Raw genomic sequence first — 17,763 nt, 5'->3', positions numbered from 1 at the left:
CTTGAACCGAGGTATGCCCCCCATTGATGCTGTATTGACCTCCAGCACCAACACTTATGGGTGAGGGTGCGTTTATTCCCGTAACAGTCACCACATTATTGAAAGTAATGGTTTCGTTTGGAAGGGGAGTATTACCTTGATAGTAGATGATGATAGGGAATGAATCTGGGGTTGTACCAGCTTTCCGTCGCTATCGAAGCTCGTATCGAGAGCGCCTGTTTGGCTCTGCTTCACCAGCAATACGTCGTAGATTCCGTCTGCCCGAGAGGCATACCCCGCTGCAAGGAGACTTCCATCAGGCGTACTTTCAATGTCTTTGAAATAGGTTCGCGAATTGCTGCCCGTGTAATCGGCATAGTTGGCGCTTAGCTTCCCATTTACACCAAATGTACCGACAGTATTGGAGGGTATGGCGTGGGCTACTGAGCTGGCAAGTAGCGTCCCCATTCCTAATATGAGTTTGAATCTGTGAGTTGAGTGCATATTTACCTCTTCCTTTTGCCCCCCATTTCGATGAGGGTGTGCTGTTTTGGGGTTGAGGCGATTTTTTCAGGAGAGGCTTGTTCGGTATATAGGCAGAATTGGTCGTTTTTTCTTAGTCAAACGGAAAGGGTTATAAAATCAGCTGGTTAGTGTTTCGTGAGTGGCTCAACTCTGTTTCAGCATTGAGAATAACGGCAGAGGTGAAGAAAAAGGCAGCTTCAGAGAACTGCCTACCTACTAGGGTCTGTTGATCTTTCGAGATGAATTTTGCAGCAATTTGTGGGTGATTTATACAAGGCAGAGCTTATTCGGTGTAGTCGCCCTACATCAATGAGCGATAACGCAGTAGAAATAAGCCACAAATGCTGCCCAAAGGGTTCACTTCTATGCCCTTTACTCTTTGTTGCAAGGTATTTACTTAGAGCGGCTAAGCTACACACCTTGCGCCGCGATTAAAAGGCATAGAACTTGAACAAAATTTAACCACGAAAGGTCAGCAGACCCTAGTTTTGTGTTTTTGCGCTTACCGTCAATTCGGCTTTTTGAGTGTGCTTTCCTCGCATCAAACGCTGCGCTGGGCGCTCGATACCGTGGTAACTCAACGTAGAAATAACAACGGTTACCGCAAGGAATACGGTGATGCCGATTAGTCCGGCTGTCCACGATGTCTGCTCATACCACCACGTCAGTTTTTCAGGAGCGATGTAATGAATAACTTCTGTTCCGGCAAGCAACAACACCGCATGCCATAGGTAAACAGAGTAAGAAATATCGCCAAGGAACTGAGTGAATCGGTTGTCCAATATTCGAATTAGTATTTGCTTTGGTTGTACTTGAGCCGCGGAAATACCCACCAATAAAGTCATAAAGAGGTAAGTCGACATAAGGGAAAGCTGGCTGGAACGAAAGTGCATAGAAAACACGACACCCGCAATCATTGCCCAAACCCAGAATCCGCCCTGACATCTTGCCATCCAGCTATTATTGACGTTGCTGCACATCCACGCGCCCAGCATAAACCCACTTACGCCTCGCACTAACGCTTCCGCAGACTTGGTGTGATCCAAACTGTTTGATTGCGCTACTAAGGAATAGATCATTATCAATGAAATAATTGGGATGCCATAGCTTCTGCCAAAAGGCTTGAGCAACAAAAGTGCCATAGCAGGGAAGCACAAATATACTAACCACTCGATACTGAGTGACCACGACGATATGTTCCAACTGAGCCCACCAGACGTTTCCATACTTTGCAGCATAAGTAGGTTTGAAAGAATGGCATCGCCACGGTTATAGGGGCCTTCAAATGGTGCTTGTCCAGCGAGCCCCCAGCTTTCTGCCAATGGGCCAGCATAAAAGAGAATGTCTTCACTGGCTTTGAAGCTTTCCCAAGCAATGAGCGTTAATAAAGTAATAAGGAACAACGGATAAATACGGCTGAATCGAAGCCACATAAACTGACGCCAATTGGTAAGAGTCACGCCATCCTTAAACGTATTCCGGTAGACATGAATCATCACGTAGCCGCTTAGGATGAAAAACAGATCGACCCAGATGTAGCTTCTTTCAAGGAAGTAGGTGTAATCCGCTATGGGGGATTTCCACTGTGGGAACAAAACAAGCCGCGCGTGGTAGAGCATCACAAACAGCGCTGCAAAGCCTCGCAGTGGGGTAAGCAAAGGTAATGGAGGTAAGGATGACGTAGCCATAAAGACACCGGTTGTGTTTCTTATTGAGTAAAGTCAGTGTCTTACATCTAAGAAAAAGATTGCTAGTGGAGATTAGTTAAGCTTTGTTAATGTTTGGTGTTGCTTCGCATTTCTATAAAATTGACGAGAAACTGGCAGATAGAGTTTTTAGTGAGGATTGAATTGCAGAGGTTGAGACGAATCTGTTGTAATCATAGCTCCTTAGCCTTGTATCTAACGTAATTTAGGCACCTTAATGTGGCGTTAGATATAGAGTACGAATCGATCATTGGTTTCCCTTTTTGGACGTGGTAAAGAGTGCGCTAAAACCCATTTAGCCTCGCACGAGTTGTTCTACGCATTGGAATAGCGGTAATGTGTGTATTCGATGCAAAAGGGGAACCACGGTATGAAAAAAATCCTTCTACTTTCGTTCTCGGGGTTCGTGTTAATTGCCATCATTGCCTATGCGGTTACGCCGATTCCGACGCTCTTTCGATATATAGCGAATGCAGAACGCAGCATGGCAGGTCTGGAGCTTAAGCAAATCCAAGTTGGTGAACTCGACATCGAGTACCTTCGTGGGGGAAGCGGCCCTCCACTCGTGCTACTTCATGGCTTTGGCGCAGATAAGGACAATTGGGTACGAATATCCGGCGATCTTGTGAGTGACTTTGATGTCATCGCGATTGATTTACCAGGCTTTGGGAACAGCACGCAGAACATTGCATTGGATTATGATGTGCTCTCACAAGTTAAAAGGGTAAAGCGAATAACAGAGGCTTTGAATATCACAGAGTTTAATCTAGCCGGCAGCTCAATGGGTGGATACATAGCAGGGAACTTTGCGGCTCAATACCCCAATACAGTGGAACACTTATGGCTTATTAGTCCTTTTGGCGTAGAAGGCTCGGAGGTTAGCGAGATGTTTGCTGCGACCAAGAAAGGGCTTAACCCAATGGTTTTACCCAGAACAGAAGCCGAGTTTATGGATCTGCTCGATTTTCTGTTTATTGAACCGCCATTTATCCCTTCTCCCATCGTGCGCCATTTAGCAGGCAAAGCGAAAGAAAGAGTCGAGATAAACACCAAAATCTTCGAGCAAATACATCGAATGAAAAATGGCGAGCCTCACCCTGACTTGCCCTTGGATAGTGTTTTAGAAAATTACAGAGGTTCGGTACTGATTACATGGGGCGAGCAAGACAGAGTGCTGCATGTTTCGGGTGCGTCGGTTTTAAAGCAAGTTATCCCGCATGCCCAACTGGATATTGCCCCTAACGTCGGCCATTTGCCTATGGTAGAAACCCCTTCAGAAACCGCCCAATCGTTTCTATCATTTGCAGAAAAGCACTAAGTTTGAGTGTTTCACTGCGTAGTTAAATCCCGGGAGGTCTGTTATTGGTCTCCCTGGCTACCCCTTACAGCATGCCTTCGGGTTTTGTTGTATTGGGGGGCAAGGAACGGTGCCATACGAGCAATAAACGCAACAATCCCTAGGTTTCGGCTTTAATAACTCATGGCAGTGCTCACATTCGTAAAACCACTGACAGGCATTTGTGGGCATCACTTCAATTTTTTTATTCTCACAGTATGGGCAGGTCAGTTCGGACTCTAGGACAATATCAGTCATGATTCGTCACCTGCTTAGCGGTGGAAGGGTAGCCGGCGTCAGTGGTGGATTTCTCCAAACTTACGATGTCCGTTAATTCATCGTCAAAAGTGACACGTGCAAGCTTGTCTTCAAGATACGTTTCAACGTTCGTTACGCCTTCCACTCGGTTTAGTGCAGCCTTGATCGTGATTGGGCATACAGGGCAAGACATACTAGGAATATCCAACTCGACAATTTGCTCTTTTGCCATAGCAGAGCTTACCGCTACGACACTGAGTAGCACTACGATCAATCTATTCATTTTTCAGCTCCTTTAAACGAAGAACACTATCCAGTATGGACTTGCTATCAAGATTAACGCGACGACTGAAGCCATCCATAGAACCACTTTTTGACGCTTTCGAACCTTTGGAATCGAGCATGCAGCATCTTCCTGGCATTGGTCGATAGGGCGGTAGATGCGTCTAATGGCTAAAATGAAGAATGTAAGTACGGCAATGATGAAGATAGGTCGATAGGGTTCCAGCATAGTTAAACTGCTGATCCATGAACCACTCACTCCTAGCAGCAGTAATATCAAAGGACCGACACAGCATAAGCTGGCACCAACAGCGGCAATCATTCCACTTATTAATGGGATAGATGGCGTTTTATCCACAATAGACTCCTGTTGCGACTTTTGATTTATTAAATGTAGCAACCGTATCTAGGTACGGAGTCAAGCGGTTATTTTTTGAAAGATTCGACAATGGGGCAGGAGGTGCTTGGGGAATTTGAGCATTGATCAATAAGATGGTTCAAGTTGGACTCTAAGCGCTGAAGATCAACAATCTTTTTCCTAATGAGTACTGCTTTTTGTTTGGCTAGAGCTTGAACCTCTTGACAGTCTTTGTCTTCGAGTTTTAATAGGTTCGAGATCTCGTCTAGAGTAAAACCAAGTTCTTGTGCTCGTTTAATAAAACGTAATCGGTGTAAGGTTTCAGATGGATATTGACGAAACCCTTCGGTAGGTTTTGGGGGCTGGGTGATTAGCCCTTTCTTTTCATAAAATCGGATGGTTTCAACATTCACACCAGCGGCATTCGCCACTTTCCCAATGGTCAACATTGTGAGTACCTCTTTGCATGTCGATATGGCATAACAAAGCCAGTTAATAAACCAAGCTTCGCTATAAACCGAGCCCTTCTATGAACATAGCGCTTTTAATACGTTTTTGCTTTTCGCGCACACTTCAGTGCCTTGGTGAGTCATGTAAGCGGTGGTGATAGCACCTTCCTTCATAATGCAGATTGCATCAAGGAGGTGGGGGTTTTCATCGCTAAGTTTGCTTTCTATGAGTTGTTTTACTTCCCTTTTGTGGAAGGTGCAATACTGCAGAATATCGCTCTCAATGTTACTGAATTCTGCTGAGGTATTGATAAAAAAGCAGCCTCTAAACTTGCCTAAACCTTTTGCATTTCCGTTAAACCATTGCGCTAAACCATCAAATAAATCATCAATCAATTCTTGGTCGGACTCTGCCTTTTGTAATACCACCTCTAACCACAGCATAAAGCGTGAATGCCTTTGCTCTAAAGCAGCAAGAATCAATGCGTCTTTGCTTTCAAAGTGGCTGTAAAGCGTTCTTTTGGCGACACCAGACACTTTTAATACTTCGTTGATACCAATCTCATGAATGCCTTGATGGTAGAAAAGATCGAGTGCGGTATCGATCAGCAGTTGACGTTTTTTACTCATAACTCGCCTACGCGGTTTCAAAGAGAAGACAAAAAGAGTTTGACAAAAGTAGACAGACTTGTCTATTTTATTTTGTAGACAGGTCTGTCTACTTTTTTGAGTGAGATGATATGAACAATTCTTTAATTTCTTGTATAGCAGGGGTGGGGGCAGCATTCGCAATTGGTGTTTTAACGCACATGGAAGCATCAATAACCGAAGTCGCGTTGGTAATGGCGCCTTTCGGGGCGACAACGGTCCTCGTTTTTGGCTTACCCAATAGCCCGCTAGCCCAACCGAAAAATGTTGTGCTAGGGCATTTGATTACCGCCTTAATCGGGGTGATTTTTACGCAATGGATTGGGGTAACGCCATTAACGTTGGCGATAGCGACGGGGCTAGGTGTTTCTATGATGTTACTAACGAAAACGACTCACCCGCCTGCTGGTGCGAACCCAATACTTATTATGTTATCTGGGCAAAGCTGGTGGTTTTTGCTCTTCCCTGTGCTGAGTGGGGCGTTGATCATTGTCGCTGTAGGTAAGCTGTTTCAATTACTGCAAGGTCGCTTACTCAACAGACCCTAGTGCTTGCCATAATACCGGTGAAGCTGGCTAATAGCAGCGACCCCCAACACGATGAGTAAACTAGCCCATAATGTTGTTTGGGGAGAGCGCTCTGCCAACACTCCAGCGAGATAGCTACCAATCGAGACAGCCCCAATTTTCATTGCGGCAATCCACATAAAGACCTGAGAAGCACTTTGTGGAGGGGCATATTCCGTCCTTGCTGCCAAAGTTGCAGCAAAGAAAAAGGCGTTGGTAATGCCACAAATCAGAAAAGCCCCGAGCCCTAATGAATAGGACGAGGCAGTCGCGATAAGCAAGATCCCTCCAGCAACACCGAGGGCAGAGGTTGTCATGCTAGGATCGGCTTCCTTCTGATTTGGCCATCGGATTAAAAATAGGGAACCTAGCAAGTTACCGATTCCATAACCACTCACGAGAGTCGCGGCACTGGCTGGGTCTTGCTGCCAGCCCGACACCAAAAAGATGGCGCAAATGGGTAACGCCGCCAAAGAAAAAGAAGTGGACATGGTTAGGTAGAGGGTTCGGCTCAACGCACCGTTTTGAAGGATTTGTTTTGCGACAACGGTAACGGTAGGCACTGTTTGCCTGTCGTTGGTTTGTTTTTCATGTTTAGGAAGCCTCATCACCAAAAAGGCAGTGATCAACGGTAGTATTGCAATGGTCGCCACGGCTACCTGAGCATCGAAGTTTTTGGTAAGTAGAGCCACCAGTATGGGACCAATGGTTGTGCCTATGGCATAACAAGCGACATCCCACCCTTGTGCTTTTCTTCTTAACTGCTGGTTGGCTTTAAACAGGTGGTTGAGTTGTCCGCTAATACCGCCCATCAAAAAGGGAGCGGAACCACCACACACAACTAAAATCGCAGTCAATATAGGGTACGGAAGCGTAGGAAAAAGTAGAGCTGCCAACAGTAAAAATGCACTGTAACAGCAAGCAGCGAAAGCGATTAACTTGCGTGAATCGGCCACTGTATCCAAGAAGCGTCCCCAAATAGGACCCAGTAAATGCGGAGCCGTAAGGCACGCGGCAAGTATGCCTATTTGTTGACCGTTAATCCCATTTTCAGCAGCCAAAACCAAAATACCGACAGTCGCGGCACCTGTCGCTGTTCGCGCAAAACTGGCAAGAATGGCGAAAAGAGTAAGGAGAGCAGAAGTGTTATTAAGCTCAGGGTGTTTTTTGCTTATACCGTCCATACTTTTGCTCCTATTCTTCTTTTCCGTGAGTTTTATATCAGTTCTAACTCTGAAATAAGCGTGTGAAGGATTGCTTGCGACTCGGTGTTAAGCCCAGTGAGTGGTGCGGGTAAACATGGTGCTTCGGCATACCCTAATATTTCTGCGGCAGATGCCATCACTCGCATTCCGCCCAGACTTTCAGAGAATAGATCCCACAAAGGATCAAATTTCTGTGAAAGCTCTGTGGCTTGCTTGGAATTACATTGTTGAGCTCGATAGAAGATATGCTGGGCGGTACGAGGGAAAAGCCCCGCCAGCACGGAATACCAGATATCACAGCCCGATTGGATACCAGAAGGGGCAAAAACATCACCGCTCACACCAATAGTTACATCGGAAGGCAGAATAGCTTTGAGCTGCTGGATTCGCTGTTCTCCATTTTTTTCAAATGGCATACCCGGGAACTTGATCGATTTGATCATTTCCAACTTTGCGATTTCAGTGTGAAGTTCGTCAGTGAAAGTGAAGTGGGTTGCGGGTGGATTATCGTAAACGCAAATCGGTACAGACACTTGTTCTGCAACCTGTCGGTACAATTCATACACTTCTTCTTGGGTTAATCGCTGATAAGAAAGGGGAGCAAGTAGAAGCCCTTTCACACCCAACTTTTCGGCTTGCTCGGCATTGGCGAGTACATCCCTTAGCCTCAATGAGCCAATGCCTGCAAGTACGGGTATATGACCAGCGTGTTCTACAGCTATCTGGATTGCCTGTTCTTTCTCCTTAGTATTCAAATAAGGGTATAAACCAGTCGAACCGAGCGCACAGATAGAATCAATTTGAGCGTCGACCAAACGATTAATAAGGTTAGCGTAGGCTGAGTGATCTATTTGGTCGTCAGTAAAAGGAGTGATAGGGAAGCCACTTAATCCAGTAAACATATCGCGTATTCCTTTAAGCGTTAGTGGTAGAGAGGAATTTAAATGTTTGAACTCATGCATAAAGGGATACACAGCATCCTGCAAAGGAAAGATCAGAGTGTTATCATTGTCCTAGTGCGAAACATTTATTGTCATAGTTCGATAAATATATTGTCATAGGACAAAGATGAAAATCAAGATAAAAGGACAAACTGGCCAAGAAATTTTTGAGTCGGTTCGATCGCTCATTGCTTCTGGAGAGCTTGAAGAGGGCTGTGCTTTGCCCCCAGTAAGGGAACTGGCTCAAGAAGTAGGCGTGAACAGAAATACGGTTGCTGGTGTTTATCAACGCTTGGTGAAAGCGGGTTTGGCGGAAACCAAAGGCCGGTTGGGAACTAGGGTAAAAGCTCGGCAAGCAGCCGGTCAGCATGACGGGGTAACCGAAACTCAATTGGTGGATCTGGCGGATGGAAACTTAAAACGAGAGTGGCTCCCCGATCTAAACCAAGTTGCGCAACAAAGTAATTTTAAGCAGTTTGTTTATGGTGAATCCCCTATATTGCCAGAAATGGAAGAATTTGGCAGAGGGTGTTTTAAAGCGGACTGCCCTGAAGAAATGGGGTTCTCGATAACAGGTGGAGCCGTCGACTCATTAGAGCGTTTGTTGGCTACCCATTTACTTCCCGGTGACAAAATTGCCGTAGAAGACCCGTGTTATCTCGGATCCGCTAATGCTATTCAACTTGCGAGTATGGTTGCCGTCGGAGCCAACATGGACGGCGATGGTATGTTGCCGGATGAACTCGAAGCCCAGCTAAAAAAAGGAGCGCGAGCGGTGCTCTTCACGCCTAGAGCGCAAAACCCGACGGGGTGTTGCTACAGTGAAAAACGCGCTCAAGAAATTCGTGATGTGCTTTCTCGTTACCCCAATGTGCTGGTGTTGGTGGATGACCACTACGCGCTACTTTCTACCTGCGAATACCAGAATCTGATCCCAGATAATGCACAGTATTGGGCTGTGTACCGCTCAGTTTCTAAAGGGTTAGGTCCAGATCTTCGGCTGGCATTTGTAGCCGCAGATTTGGTGACGACAAAGCGGCTACAAAGTCGTTTGATTCCGGGCATGACATGGGTAAGTCGCATTTTACAATCTATGGTTCTCACCGCATTACAATCTAAGTCGGTTCAAAAGCAACTTGTTGATACGAGCGAGATGTGTCGTCAGAGCCGATTATGGTTGATCCAAGCATTGGCAAAACATGGATTATCCATTCGAGAGGATATTGAAGGAGTGAATGTTTGGGTGCCAGTGAAAGGTGATAGTCAGGCTTGTGCCTATGAACTGTCTAAACTGGGTTGGTTAGTCAGACCGGGAAGTTTGTATGATATCGATAGCCAATCGAAAGGGTTACGAATTACAACGGTAAAACTGGATAAGCAACAAGCCCAGCAACTGGCGAAAGATATCGTCTCGGTTTGCCTATAACCTTTTCCTAGGGCGAGAGTATTGCTGAAACGAAATACAAAAGGAGCTTAGTGGTAAGCTAAGCTCCTAATAACTTTGGTGTATCTAAGATATTGATAAAGCAAAATTTTGAGGCGACTAACGTATAGCTGCTAATCTATGTTTCCACCATCCCATTAATTGAATATTGGGATAATATCGTTTTTCATTAGGTGCATTGCGTCATTTCGATTGGCGTAGTTTGTCGCGGTTTTCACCACAACCAAATCCAAATCTTTCACAATAGCGATCATTTGCCCGCCATAGCCTAAACCGTAAATGGTTTTATAGACTCGACCATCAACAAAGTGATCATCAAGCCACCAGTAATAGCCATATGTACTGGCTCCTGGGCTGGTATATAAATAGCCACGGGTCGAATCTTCAATCCACTCTTTTGCAAGAATGGGTTCACCTTGCCAATTTCCGTCGTTATTCACCAGCATACCCAGTTTGAGCATGTCTCTAGGGCGTAACATTCCACCACCAGCGGTATTACTTACGTCACCCATTTGCGCCGATATATAGGCATTTTTAAAACAGAGTTTGGATAGACCAGAATCGATTACTGCACCTGCGAATCGCTCTTTTTTATAGCTGTTAGCAATGATTTCCCCAGCTACGGTAACAATACCGCCATTGTAGTTGAATTGGGTACCGGGTTCGGATGTTAGTGGGCGATCTAAAGTGAATTTAACAGGAGTGTGGCTTCGCATTTCTTGATAGCGGATATTTTCAGGGCTGGAATAAGGCACTGTCCATTCATCCCAGTCTAAACCTGCACCCATCATGAGCAAGTGCTCTAAGGTAATTTTGCTCTTTTCACCTTGCAGATACTGAGAGTGGTTAGGTAGCAGCTCGCCGAGTGGCTGCCGAATACCAGAAAGTTTGTTCTCATAGATGGCGACCCCAGTCATGAGTGACGTAAGGCTTTTGGTGACAGACTGAATCGAGTGCGGATAAGATTGCTTCCAGCCATTCATGTATTCTTCAATAATTAACTGCCCATCTTTCATCACCAAAAAGCTGCTTGTTTTCTGATAGAAGTTGTCATTGTTCTTGAGTTTATTAAGCAGTTGATTGAGCTTTTCTTTATCGTATTCGACGTCTTCATTTTTGACCAACCAATCTTCGTGGCATTTAGATTGCGTTTCTATGCTGTTGAACCAGCTCGATTGGTAGATCTTGTTAACCAATTCATCATCGCTGGCATCTTCCACTCTGGCAAAGGTATGGTCGGCTCCCCAATAAGTGATGGTCGCGTTGACGTAATTTCCGTTTATGTCGGAACCAAATTTGCCTTGAGTTCCCGTCCCCGTTTCCAGAGAACGGAAGTGCCCTTCTGAGTCAATGGCAATGGCTTCATGTCCCCATGCTGTCAAGATATAGTCTTGCCCATCATGCTGATAAAACTTAACGTGTGGAAGCCCACCAAAGTAGGATGAAAACAAGCCTAAGTGCTTATTTGAAGAGGCTGTATCCTGAGTGATGGTATCGTGGGTGATAGCATCCTGAGCGACAGAAGTGAAAGGTATGGCGACGGCGAGTGTAGCGGCAATGGTGTAACTCAAACGAGTCAAAGGCAAAGGTAAACGCATAGTTAAATCCCTATAAAACCTGCCCTGTTTGAAGCTGCAACGAGTACCGTCACAGCTTCAAACAGTTTGGGTATGAAATTAAAGCCTTATTCAATTTATATTAAACTTATCCCATACTTTAGATAAGGTTTCTAAAATGCGGCCTAGGAATAAGAATTAAATAAAATGATGGTGCAAACAGCCATATGAGTTATTTAGTGAAATAATTTGTCGTACTCATTTTGTTTCGCCTATTTAATGTGCCAGAAGTAAGGTCAATGGAAGTTTGAGGTTTTGTTAAGGATTGTTAATGCTGCCAGTCAGTTTTACGGCAGGGCAATAAAAAAGGTTGGCTAATCTTGGTTAGCCAACCTTTTGAAGTAGGTGAGTAGATGAGTAGAGAGGAATTATTTGCGAACGTCGATACGAACGTCACCCATCTCCAGAGCGTGGTTTTCACCAGCATCTTCGGCTAACGAGAAATCCAATTGGTTAGCTAGCGTTTCTTCTTGCAAGTAGTCTTGGTGTTTCTCGATCCATTGCTGAACGTCTGGTGAGGTGTGAATAGAAATAGAGATGGTATCCGTTACTTCTAGCCCCATGGTCTTACGGGTTTTCTGAATCCGGCTGATCACTTCTCTCACCATGCCTTCTGCAATAAGTTCGTCGGTGAGATTAGGGTCGATTTCCATGGAAATGAATCGATTGGATACCGCGTTAAACCCTTCTTTTGCTTTACGGTAAATGACGATCTCTTCCTCGGTGAAGCTCTGACCATCAATGTCGATTTGCCCTTGCTGCTGCAAGCGATCAATGTCGTCTGCGGTTAACTGATCAATTAAGCTGGCGAAGTGCTTCATTTGCTTGCCAAGTCGTTTACCCAACACAGGGAAGTTCGCCTTCGCGTACAAGTCGATAAACTGGTTCTCTTCAGTACTGAATTCGAGGGTTTTGATATTCAGTTCCGACTTGATGTAACCGGCCAATCGTTCCACATCGCGCAACTCTTCCGGATCACGATGAAGGACCGTTGCGCGGCTAAGAGGTGTCTTGGTTTTGACTTTCATCTCGTTACGCTTCTGGCGTCCCATAACGACGAGGTGTTTGAAGCGCTCGACACTGTTTTCCAGCTCCAGTTTTTTCGCTTCGGTGTTCGGCTGCGGGTAATCGCACAAATGCACGGAGAGTGGCTGTTCACTTTCTTGCGAGTAGCCTTTGAGTTCTTGATATACATGCTCCGACAAGAAAGGCGCAAATGGTGCCATTAGTGTTGAGAAGGTATTCAAGCAGTAGTAAAGCGTTGCGTAGGCGCTGTCTTTGTCTTGGTTCATTTCAGATTGCCAAAAACGTGCGCGGTTTAAGCGGATGTACCAGTTGGTTAAATCGTCCAAGAATTCAAACAAAGGCGGCACAACTTCGTACAATCGGTACGCCTGCATTTCGGTGTTTACTTTCTGCTTTAAGCTTTCTAATCGAGACACGATCCATTGGTCTAGGATGTTATCTGTGTCCAGTTTGCCCGACGCTTTCCAATCGTCGATATCAGCGTAAGTCTTAAAGAATTTGAACCCGTTGTACCAAGGAAGCAGCACTTGTCGCACCATTTCCTGAACGCCGCTGTCTGCGAATCTTTGTTCTTCCGCTTTTACCAAGCCTGAATTGATCAAGTACAAGCGCAAAGCATCGGCACCGTATTCTTCCATCAGAATGTCTGGAGCGGTGTAGTTCTTCAAACGCTTAGACATCTTTTTGCCATCTTCCGCCATCACAATGCCGTTAACAATCACGTTGCTGAACGCTGGCTTGTTAAATAAGGCTTCGCTGAGTACTTGCAGGGTGTAGAACCAACCACGAGTTTGGTCGACCCCTTCAGCAATGAAGGACGCTGGGAAGTTGGATTCAAACTTTTCTTTGTTTTCGAACGGGTAGTGAGCTTGCGCGTAAGGCATGGAGCCAGACTCGAACCAGCAGTCGAACACTTCAGGAATACGGCGGTAAACCCCTTCTTCGTTTGGCAAACTAAAGGTGAGATCGTCCACGTGATCACGGTGTAAATCAGACACTTCTTTACCCGTCAGTTTGGTTAGTTCCTCAATCGAACCAATACACACGTGGTTACCGGTTTTTTCGTTGATCCAGATTGGAAGAGGCGTTCCCCAGTAACGGTTTCGGGAAATCGCCCAATCGATCGCGTTTTCCAACCATTTGCCCATTCTTCCTTGCTGGATATGTTCTGGAACCCATTTGATTTGCTGGTTGTTCTTGACCAGGTTGTCGCGAATTTCTGTCACTCTTACATACCAAGAAGGCACGGTACGGTAGATGATGGGTGTATCGGAACGCGGGCAGAATGGGTAGCTGTGCATTAGCGTTTCTTGGCGATACAGCAATCCTTTGTCTTTAAGAGCGTGAAGGATAGGTTTGTCGGCATCTTTCACATAGGTGTTGGCAAAATCGTTCACTTCTTCTGTGAATCGACCCCGTGTGTCTAGCGGGCAAACGCTGATTTCTACACCGTGTTCACGACATACACGTTGGTCGTCTTCACCAAAGGCAGGGGCCATATGCACAATGCCTGTACCGCTATCTAGGGAAACATACCCATCAGCAAGTACTTGGAATGCGCCTTTCTCACTGTGAGCGGAAAAGTATGGGAAAAGTGGCTGGTAGGTCTTGCCTGTTAGCTCGCGGCCTTTTGCTTTGGCCAGTACTTCGAATTCATTGTTTTTCAGAACCACTTCCATTCTGGCTTCGGCGAGCCATAGGGTTTTATCCGCGGTTTTGTCCTGTACTTTTACGTAGTCAATATCTGGGTTAACACAGAGCGCTAAGTTAGAAGGTAAAGTCCATGGTGTGGTTGTCCATGCGGCGAGATAAGCATCTTCATCATCGAGTTTGAATAGAACGGTTGCTGCCGGATCTTGAACGTCTTTGTAGTTGGAAGAAGCTTCAAAGTTAGAAAGAACCGTTTCCAGTTCTGTGGAGTAAGCAACCACTTTCTCGCCTTGGTAAACCAAACCTTTGTCCCAAAGCTGCTTGAAGACCCACCAAACGGATTCCATGTACCATGGTTCCATGGTGCGATAGTCATTTTTGAAATCGACCCAACGACCCAAACGAGAAATGGTTTTTTCCCACTCTTGGGTATAACGCTGCACGATGCCACGGCATTCATCGTTGTATTTGGTGATGCCAAATTTTTCCACTGTCTCTTTAGCAGACATGCCCAACGCTTTATCGATTTCGTGCTCGATGGGTAATCCATGGCAATCCCAACCGAATCGGCGTTCCACGTGATGACCTAGCATGGTTTGGTAACGAGGAACGATGTCTTTGATGGTAGAGGCAACAAGGTGACCATGATGAGGCAGGCCCGTCGCAAACGGAGGACCATCATAGAAGATAAACTCTGGCTTGCCTTTGGATTGTTCAAGTGACTTTTCGAAGACTTGGTTTTGCTGCCAAAAACTCAATACATCGTGTTCAGCTTGTACGAAAGAGAACTTCGTTGATGAAGTTGGTTGGGTCGATGAAGCTTCTTCTTGGGATGACGAAGCTGTTTGGCTAGGTTGTGTCGACATACTTACCTCTAATGGGTTTTCCTAAGAGGTTAAGTAAAAAACCCACCTCTTAGGTGGGTTTTTTTAGATTCTTAGCTGCGTAAGCTATCCCACCATTCCGATTGAAATGATGATTATAATTCGTTGGATACCAGCTTGCGCGATCGTGTTCATAAATGCAGCATCGCAGAATGTACTTTACCTGTCAATCAGGTTGGCTATGTAATCTTCATGTTGGCTAGTACATTCTTCGCGCTGGTTAACACATTCTTCACGTTGGCTAAAAACAGGCTAGCCAACGCGAAATTTAGACCATTACGCCCCAGTGCAAGTATCTGCACCTTGATCAAGCCAAGTGCCAAACTTTCCAGTGTCTGCCGGTTCTGTTTGGTTCCAGTATCTCGCTTTCCAGATTCTGCCGTTCCAGCTCACTAAATCGCCAGATTGGTAAGCTTTTCCGCTTTGCCAAGCTTCCGCACAGCCATTTCCTGGGTTTGTCGGGTTGGAGGAGTCTGTAACCGTCGATTTTATTACGGCGGTGTGGATCTTTGTACCTGTTCTATCGATGGTGAAGTCCAGCTTCACTTCTGCGGTACCTGCTGCGGTAGCGCCAAATGTTGCTTGTATGGAGCACGATCTGCCAGCAAGCAGTGGTGCGGTTGTGCATTTATCGATTGTCATCGCTGGCGTTTCTGCAACGCCCGAACCGCTTAAGTTTGCCGACGTAATATTGATGTCTGCCGTGCCAGTATTACGAATGGTAAAGAAGTGCTTTTTGCTTTGTCCAAGCTCAAACCCTTCAACCTGAATCGATTTTTTGTAAGTGAAGGAGACTTGATCGTCTGGATGGGCGATGACCCCTTTGATCCAATCGTGGTAATGCGTTACATCGCTGTATACACCGTATTTCCCTGGACGAGCACAACCGACTCCCCAACTTACGACACCAAGTTGGCTGACCTGCCCACCTTGATTGACTACGATTGGACCACCGCTGTCACCAGAGCATGAGTCTTTCCCACCTTCAAGGTAGCCTGCACAGAATGCCGATTTACCGATATACCCATTTTGATAGGCACCACCTGCGGCGTTACAGGCTTCGGTTGATACCAAAGGTACGTCCACTTCCTGTAATACTGTTGGAGACGGACCTTTTTCAAGCGTACGACCCAGTCCAGCGACAGTCAGCGGATCGCCCACTCGAACGTACTGGCTTAAATTGGTTTGCCCCAAGCTTACAGCGCTAAAGCCAGCAGGGACGGTTTTCAATTCGATCACGGCGATGTCGTTTAAACCATATGCGGATTCATATTCCGGGTGCATAAATACGCGTTTCACCTCAAAGCGCGTGCCTTCTTTATTTTCAAACTTATAGCCACCCAGCTTAACGTCAAAAAAAGCGGTATGTTTGTTTCGTAAGCAGTGGGCAGCCGTGAGCACAAAGCCCTCACCAAGGTAGCTACCACCGCAAAAAGAGCGCTCGCTGTAAGACGGAACGATCTGAGCGAAGAATGGCCAGTCGGCTGGGTTTGCGTCGTTGCCGTTCACAATTCTGGGGGTAATGTCTGAAGCGCTTGCCGTCATAGGCAGCATAAGGCTGGTAGCCACTGCCAGCATGCTGAGTTTCATCTGTGATTTCATGCTTTATCCTTTTAATTTTTGTTGTCCCAAATATTCGAAGATTTGGGTATATGCCTTGTGGGGCATAAAGCATGGTAGTCGCCTGTTTTTTACTCAACAAATTGATTTCGAAAATAATTGGCACTTAATAAATGTTATGCACTGGGTGTCAAAAGGCTGGCTGAAACAACACAGTGATCGGACGAGTTAGGGTGACTTTTATCTGAAATTATTGATAGTTAACGTATTGAATTCGATTAAGAAAATTCTTGAAGGTCTATGAACTCTCTATCTTGAGGGAGTATGGCTTCCTTAATTGAAAGTGCGTACTTGCCAGCGATGAATGTGTTCAGCAACTCGTTCAGGGTGGTTGACCCAGCGGAAATGACAGGGTTTCTTAAGACCGACTTCATCGGGAGCTAGAGTAACCTTATCTACTTGAGCCGATTTTAGTTTACTCGCCAAGTAGTGGCTGCAATTTGGCGTTACATAGCTGTCTCCATCGATTGAAATAAACAGGACAGGTAATTTGCTCGTATTGAGCAGCTGTTCATAGTCTAATGAAGACTCAGTAACTTTGTACCTGCCTGTTAGAGATTCGTGTAGCCAGTCTGAGATGACATTTTTGAATTCTGTCCCTGCAAATTTAAAACGTTCCCCAGGAAAGTAACCACATATATTGCTGAGTGCTTTAATGCAGTGATAACCGACATAGCGACCAATCCTCGCTTTTAACTTCGGTAAGTTTTTGTACCAGTTTGAGCCGCTGGCAATCAGAATAGTACCTTTGACGTCTTCAGACTGAACTCCGTACAACAAGCCAAGCTGACCACCAAGGCTATGCCCTAAAATAAACACTTCTTTGCATTGTAAGCGATGCTTAACGGCGGCTATGATCCCCGGAATATCCGTGGATAAAATATCGTTGTAGCCATAGTTGCAGTGACGACCTGCGCGGACAGAGCTTTTGCCATGCCCCCTTAAATCACAAGTAATAGCGGTAATACCTTGATCGGCAAGCTTTGTAGCAAGCACGCCATAGTATTCAGCACGCACTCCCATTGCTGGCAGACAAATACAAACGGGAGCCGATACTTCCTCTGCCAAGAATATGCTCACTTCAATGGCGGTGTTGTCATGGAGTTCGACGAGTAAAGAAAACTTATCTTCAGATGATCGGCACTCTTCATTCATTTGTATACTCTCGCATTGCTGAAGTGCAACGTTTTCGCTCTCATTCAACGCCAAATTCCTTTTACATTTCAGTGAACTGTTCACTTTACCTAAAAATTCAAAGAGCTAAAGGAAA

The 17,763-nt window shown here is 45.6% G+C and carries 16 protein-coding genes; 3 read left to right on the top strand and 13 right to left on the bottom strand.

Annotation, left to right across the window (positions count from 1 at the left end):
- Window positions 1-87: 87 nt before the first annotated feature.
- Both CW749_RS02070 and CW749_RS02060 read right to left on the bottom strand, forming a co-directional pair.
- Window positions 88-483: a hypothetical protein gene (locus tag CW749_RS02070; RefSeq protein ID WP_101110210.1), complete on the bottom strand. Its 396-nt coding sequence runs from the start codon at window positions 481-483 to the stop codon at window positions 88-90.
- A 503-nt stretch (window positions 484-986) separates the two neighbouring features.
- A complete protein-coding gene (locus CW749_RS02060) occupies window positions 987-2,192 on the bottom strand; it encodes an acyltransferase (RefSeq protein WP_101110208.1) in 1,206 nt (401 codons plus the stop codon).
- Window positions 2,193-2,580: 388 nt separating this feature from the next.
- On the opposite strand from CW749_RS02060, the gene CW749_RS02055 reads away from it, so the two are divergent.
- Complete coding sequence (locus tag CW749_RS02055) at window positions 2,581-3,528, top strand: alpha/beta fold hydrolase (protein ID WP_101110207.1); 948 nt, start codon at window positions 2,581-2,583, stop codon at window positions 3,526-3,528.
- A 57-nt stretch (window positions 3,529-3,585) separates the two neighbouring features.
- On the opposite strand, the gene CW749_RS28520 is transcribed toward CW749_RS02055, so the two are convergent.
- From CW749_RS28520 to CW749_RS02030, 5 genes are all read right to left on the bottom strand, one after another.
- A complete protein-coding gene (locus CW749_RS28520; RefSeq protein ID WP_101110206.1) occupies window positions 3,586-3,804 on the bottom strand; it encodes a GDCCVxC domain-containing (seleno)protein in 219 nt (72 codons plus the stop codon).
- Window positions 3,797-4,087 (bottom strand): mercury resistance system periplasmic binding protein MerP, encoded by a 291-nt coding sequence (gene merP, locus CW749_RS02045; protein ID WP_101110205.1) that lies wholly within the window; start codon window positions 4,085-4,087, stop codon window positions 3,797-3,799. The genes CW749_RS28520 and merP overlap by 8 nt, the downstream gene beginning before the upstream one ends.
- A gap of 12 nt (window positions 4,088-4,099) precedes the next feature.
- Complete coding sequence (locus CW749_RS02040) at window positions 4,100-4,444, bottom strand: mercuric transporter MerT family protein (protein WP_201796984.1); 345 nt, start codon at window positions 4,442-4,444, stop codon at window positions 4,100-4,102.
- Window positions 4,445-4,512: 68 nt separating this feature from the next.
- Window positions 4,513-4,893 (bottom strand): Hg(II)-responsive transcriptional regulator, encoded by a 381-nt coding sequence (gene merR / locus CW749_RS02035; protein WP_101110204.1) that lies wholly within the window; start codon window positions 4,891-4,893, stop codon window positions 4,513-4,515.
- Between the two features lie 78 nt (window positions 4,894-4,971).
- The gene (locus CW749_RS02030) at window positions 4,972-5,523 is read right to left on the bottom strand and encodes a TetR/AcrR family transcriptional regulator (protein WP_101110203.1); all 552 of its coding nucleotides are present in this window, start codon (window positions 5,521-5,523) and stop codon (window positions 4,972-4,974) included.
- A gap of 110 nt (window positions 5,524-5,633) precedes the next feature.
- Between CW749_RS02030 and CW749_RS02025 the strand changes: the two genes are divergently transcribed.
- Window positions 5,634-6,089 carry an HPP family protein gene (locus CW749_RS02025; RefSeq protein WP_101110202.1) on the top strand — a complete coding sequence of 152 codons (456 nt, stop codon included), beginning with the start codon at window positions 5,634-5,636 and terminating at the stop codon, window positions 6,087-6,089.
- On the opposite strand, the gene CW749_RS02020 is transcribed toward CW749_RS02025, so the two are convergent.
- Both CW749_RS02020 and CW749_RS02015 read right to left on the bottom strand, forming a co-directional pair.
- Window positions 6,086-7,291, bottom strand: a complete 1,206-nt coding sequence (locus CW749_RS02020; RefSeq protein WP_101110201.1) for an MFS transporter — start codon at window positions 7,289-7,291, stop codon at window positions 6,086-6,088. The two genes, CW749_RS02025 and CW749_RS02020, sit on opposite strands and share 4 nt — an antisense overlap.
- A gap of 32 nt (window positions 7,292-7,323) precedes the next feature.
- Window positions 7,324-8,214, bottom strand: a complete 891-nt coding sequence (locus CW749_RS02015; RefSeq protein WP_101110200.1) for a dihydrodipicolinate synthase family protein — start codon at window positions 8,212-8,214, stop codon at window positions 7,324-7,326.
- A gap of 166 nt (window positions 8,215-8,380) precedes the next feature.
- Here CW749_RS02015 and CW749_RS02010 point away from each other — a divergent pair, with 166 nt between their 5' ends.
- Window positions 8,381-9,679 carry an aminotransferase class I/II-fold pyridoxal phosphate-dependent enzyme gene (locus CW749_RS02010; protein WP_101110199.1) on the top strand — a complete coding sequence of 433 codons (1,299 nt, stop codon included), beginning with the start codon at window positions 8,381-8,383 and terminating at the stop codon, window positions 9,677-9,679.
- A 155-nt stretch (window positions 9,680-9,834) separates the two neighbouring features.
- Here CW749_RS02010 and CW749_RS02005 read toward each other — a convergent pair whose 3' ends face one another.
- From CW749_RS02005 to CW749_RS01990, 4 genes are all read right to left on the bottom strand, one after another.
- Window positions 9,835-11,295 (bottom strand): serine hydrolase, encoded by a 1,461-nt coding sequence (locus CW749_RS02005; protein WP_101110198.1) that lies wholly within the window; start codon window positions 11,293-11,295, stop codon window positions 9,835-9,837.
- Between the two features lie 386 nt (window positions 11,296-11,681).
- Window positions 11,682-14,855 (bottom strand): isoleucine--tRNA ligase, encoded by a 3,174-nt coding sequence (gene ileS / locus CW749_RS02000; RefSeq protein ID WP_101110197.1) that lies wholly within the window; start codon window positions 14,853-14,855, stop codon window positions 11,682-11,684.
- 294 nt (window positions 14,856-15,149) lie between these two features.
- A complete protein-coding gene (locus tag CW749_RS01995) occupies window positions 15,150-16,475 on the bottom strand; it encodes a trypsin-like serine protease (protein ID WP_101110196.1) in 1,326 nt (441 codons plus the stop codon).
- A 291-nt stretch (window positions 16,476-16,766) separates the two neighbouring features.
- The gene (locus CW749_RS01990; RefSeq protein WP_101110195.1) at window positions 16,767-17,696 is read right to left on the bottom strand and encodes an alpha/beta fold hydrolase; all 930 of its coding nucleotides are present in this window, start codon (window positions 17,694-17,696) and stop codon (window positions 16,767-16,769) included.
- Window positions 17,697-17,763 lie beyond the last annotated feature (67 nt).

Origin of the sequence: Vibrio sp. vnigr-6D03, from assembly GCF_002835515.1 — a bacterium.
Taxonomy (GTDB): Bacteria; Pseudomonadota; Gammaproteobacteria; order Enterobacterales; family Vibrionaceae; genus Vibrio; species Vibrio penaeicida.
The sequence above is the reverse complement of the archived record's forward strand: the minus strand, read 5'-3'. Positions and strand labels throughout refer to the sequence as shown.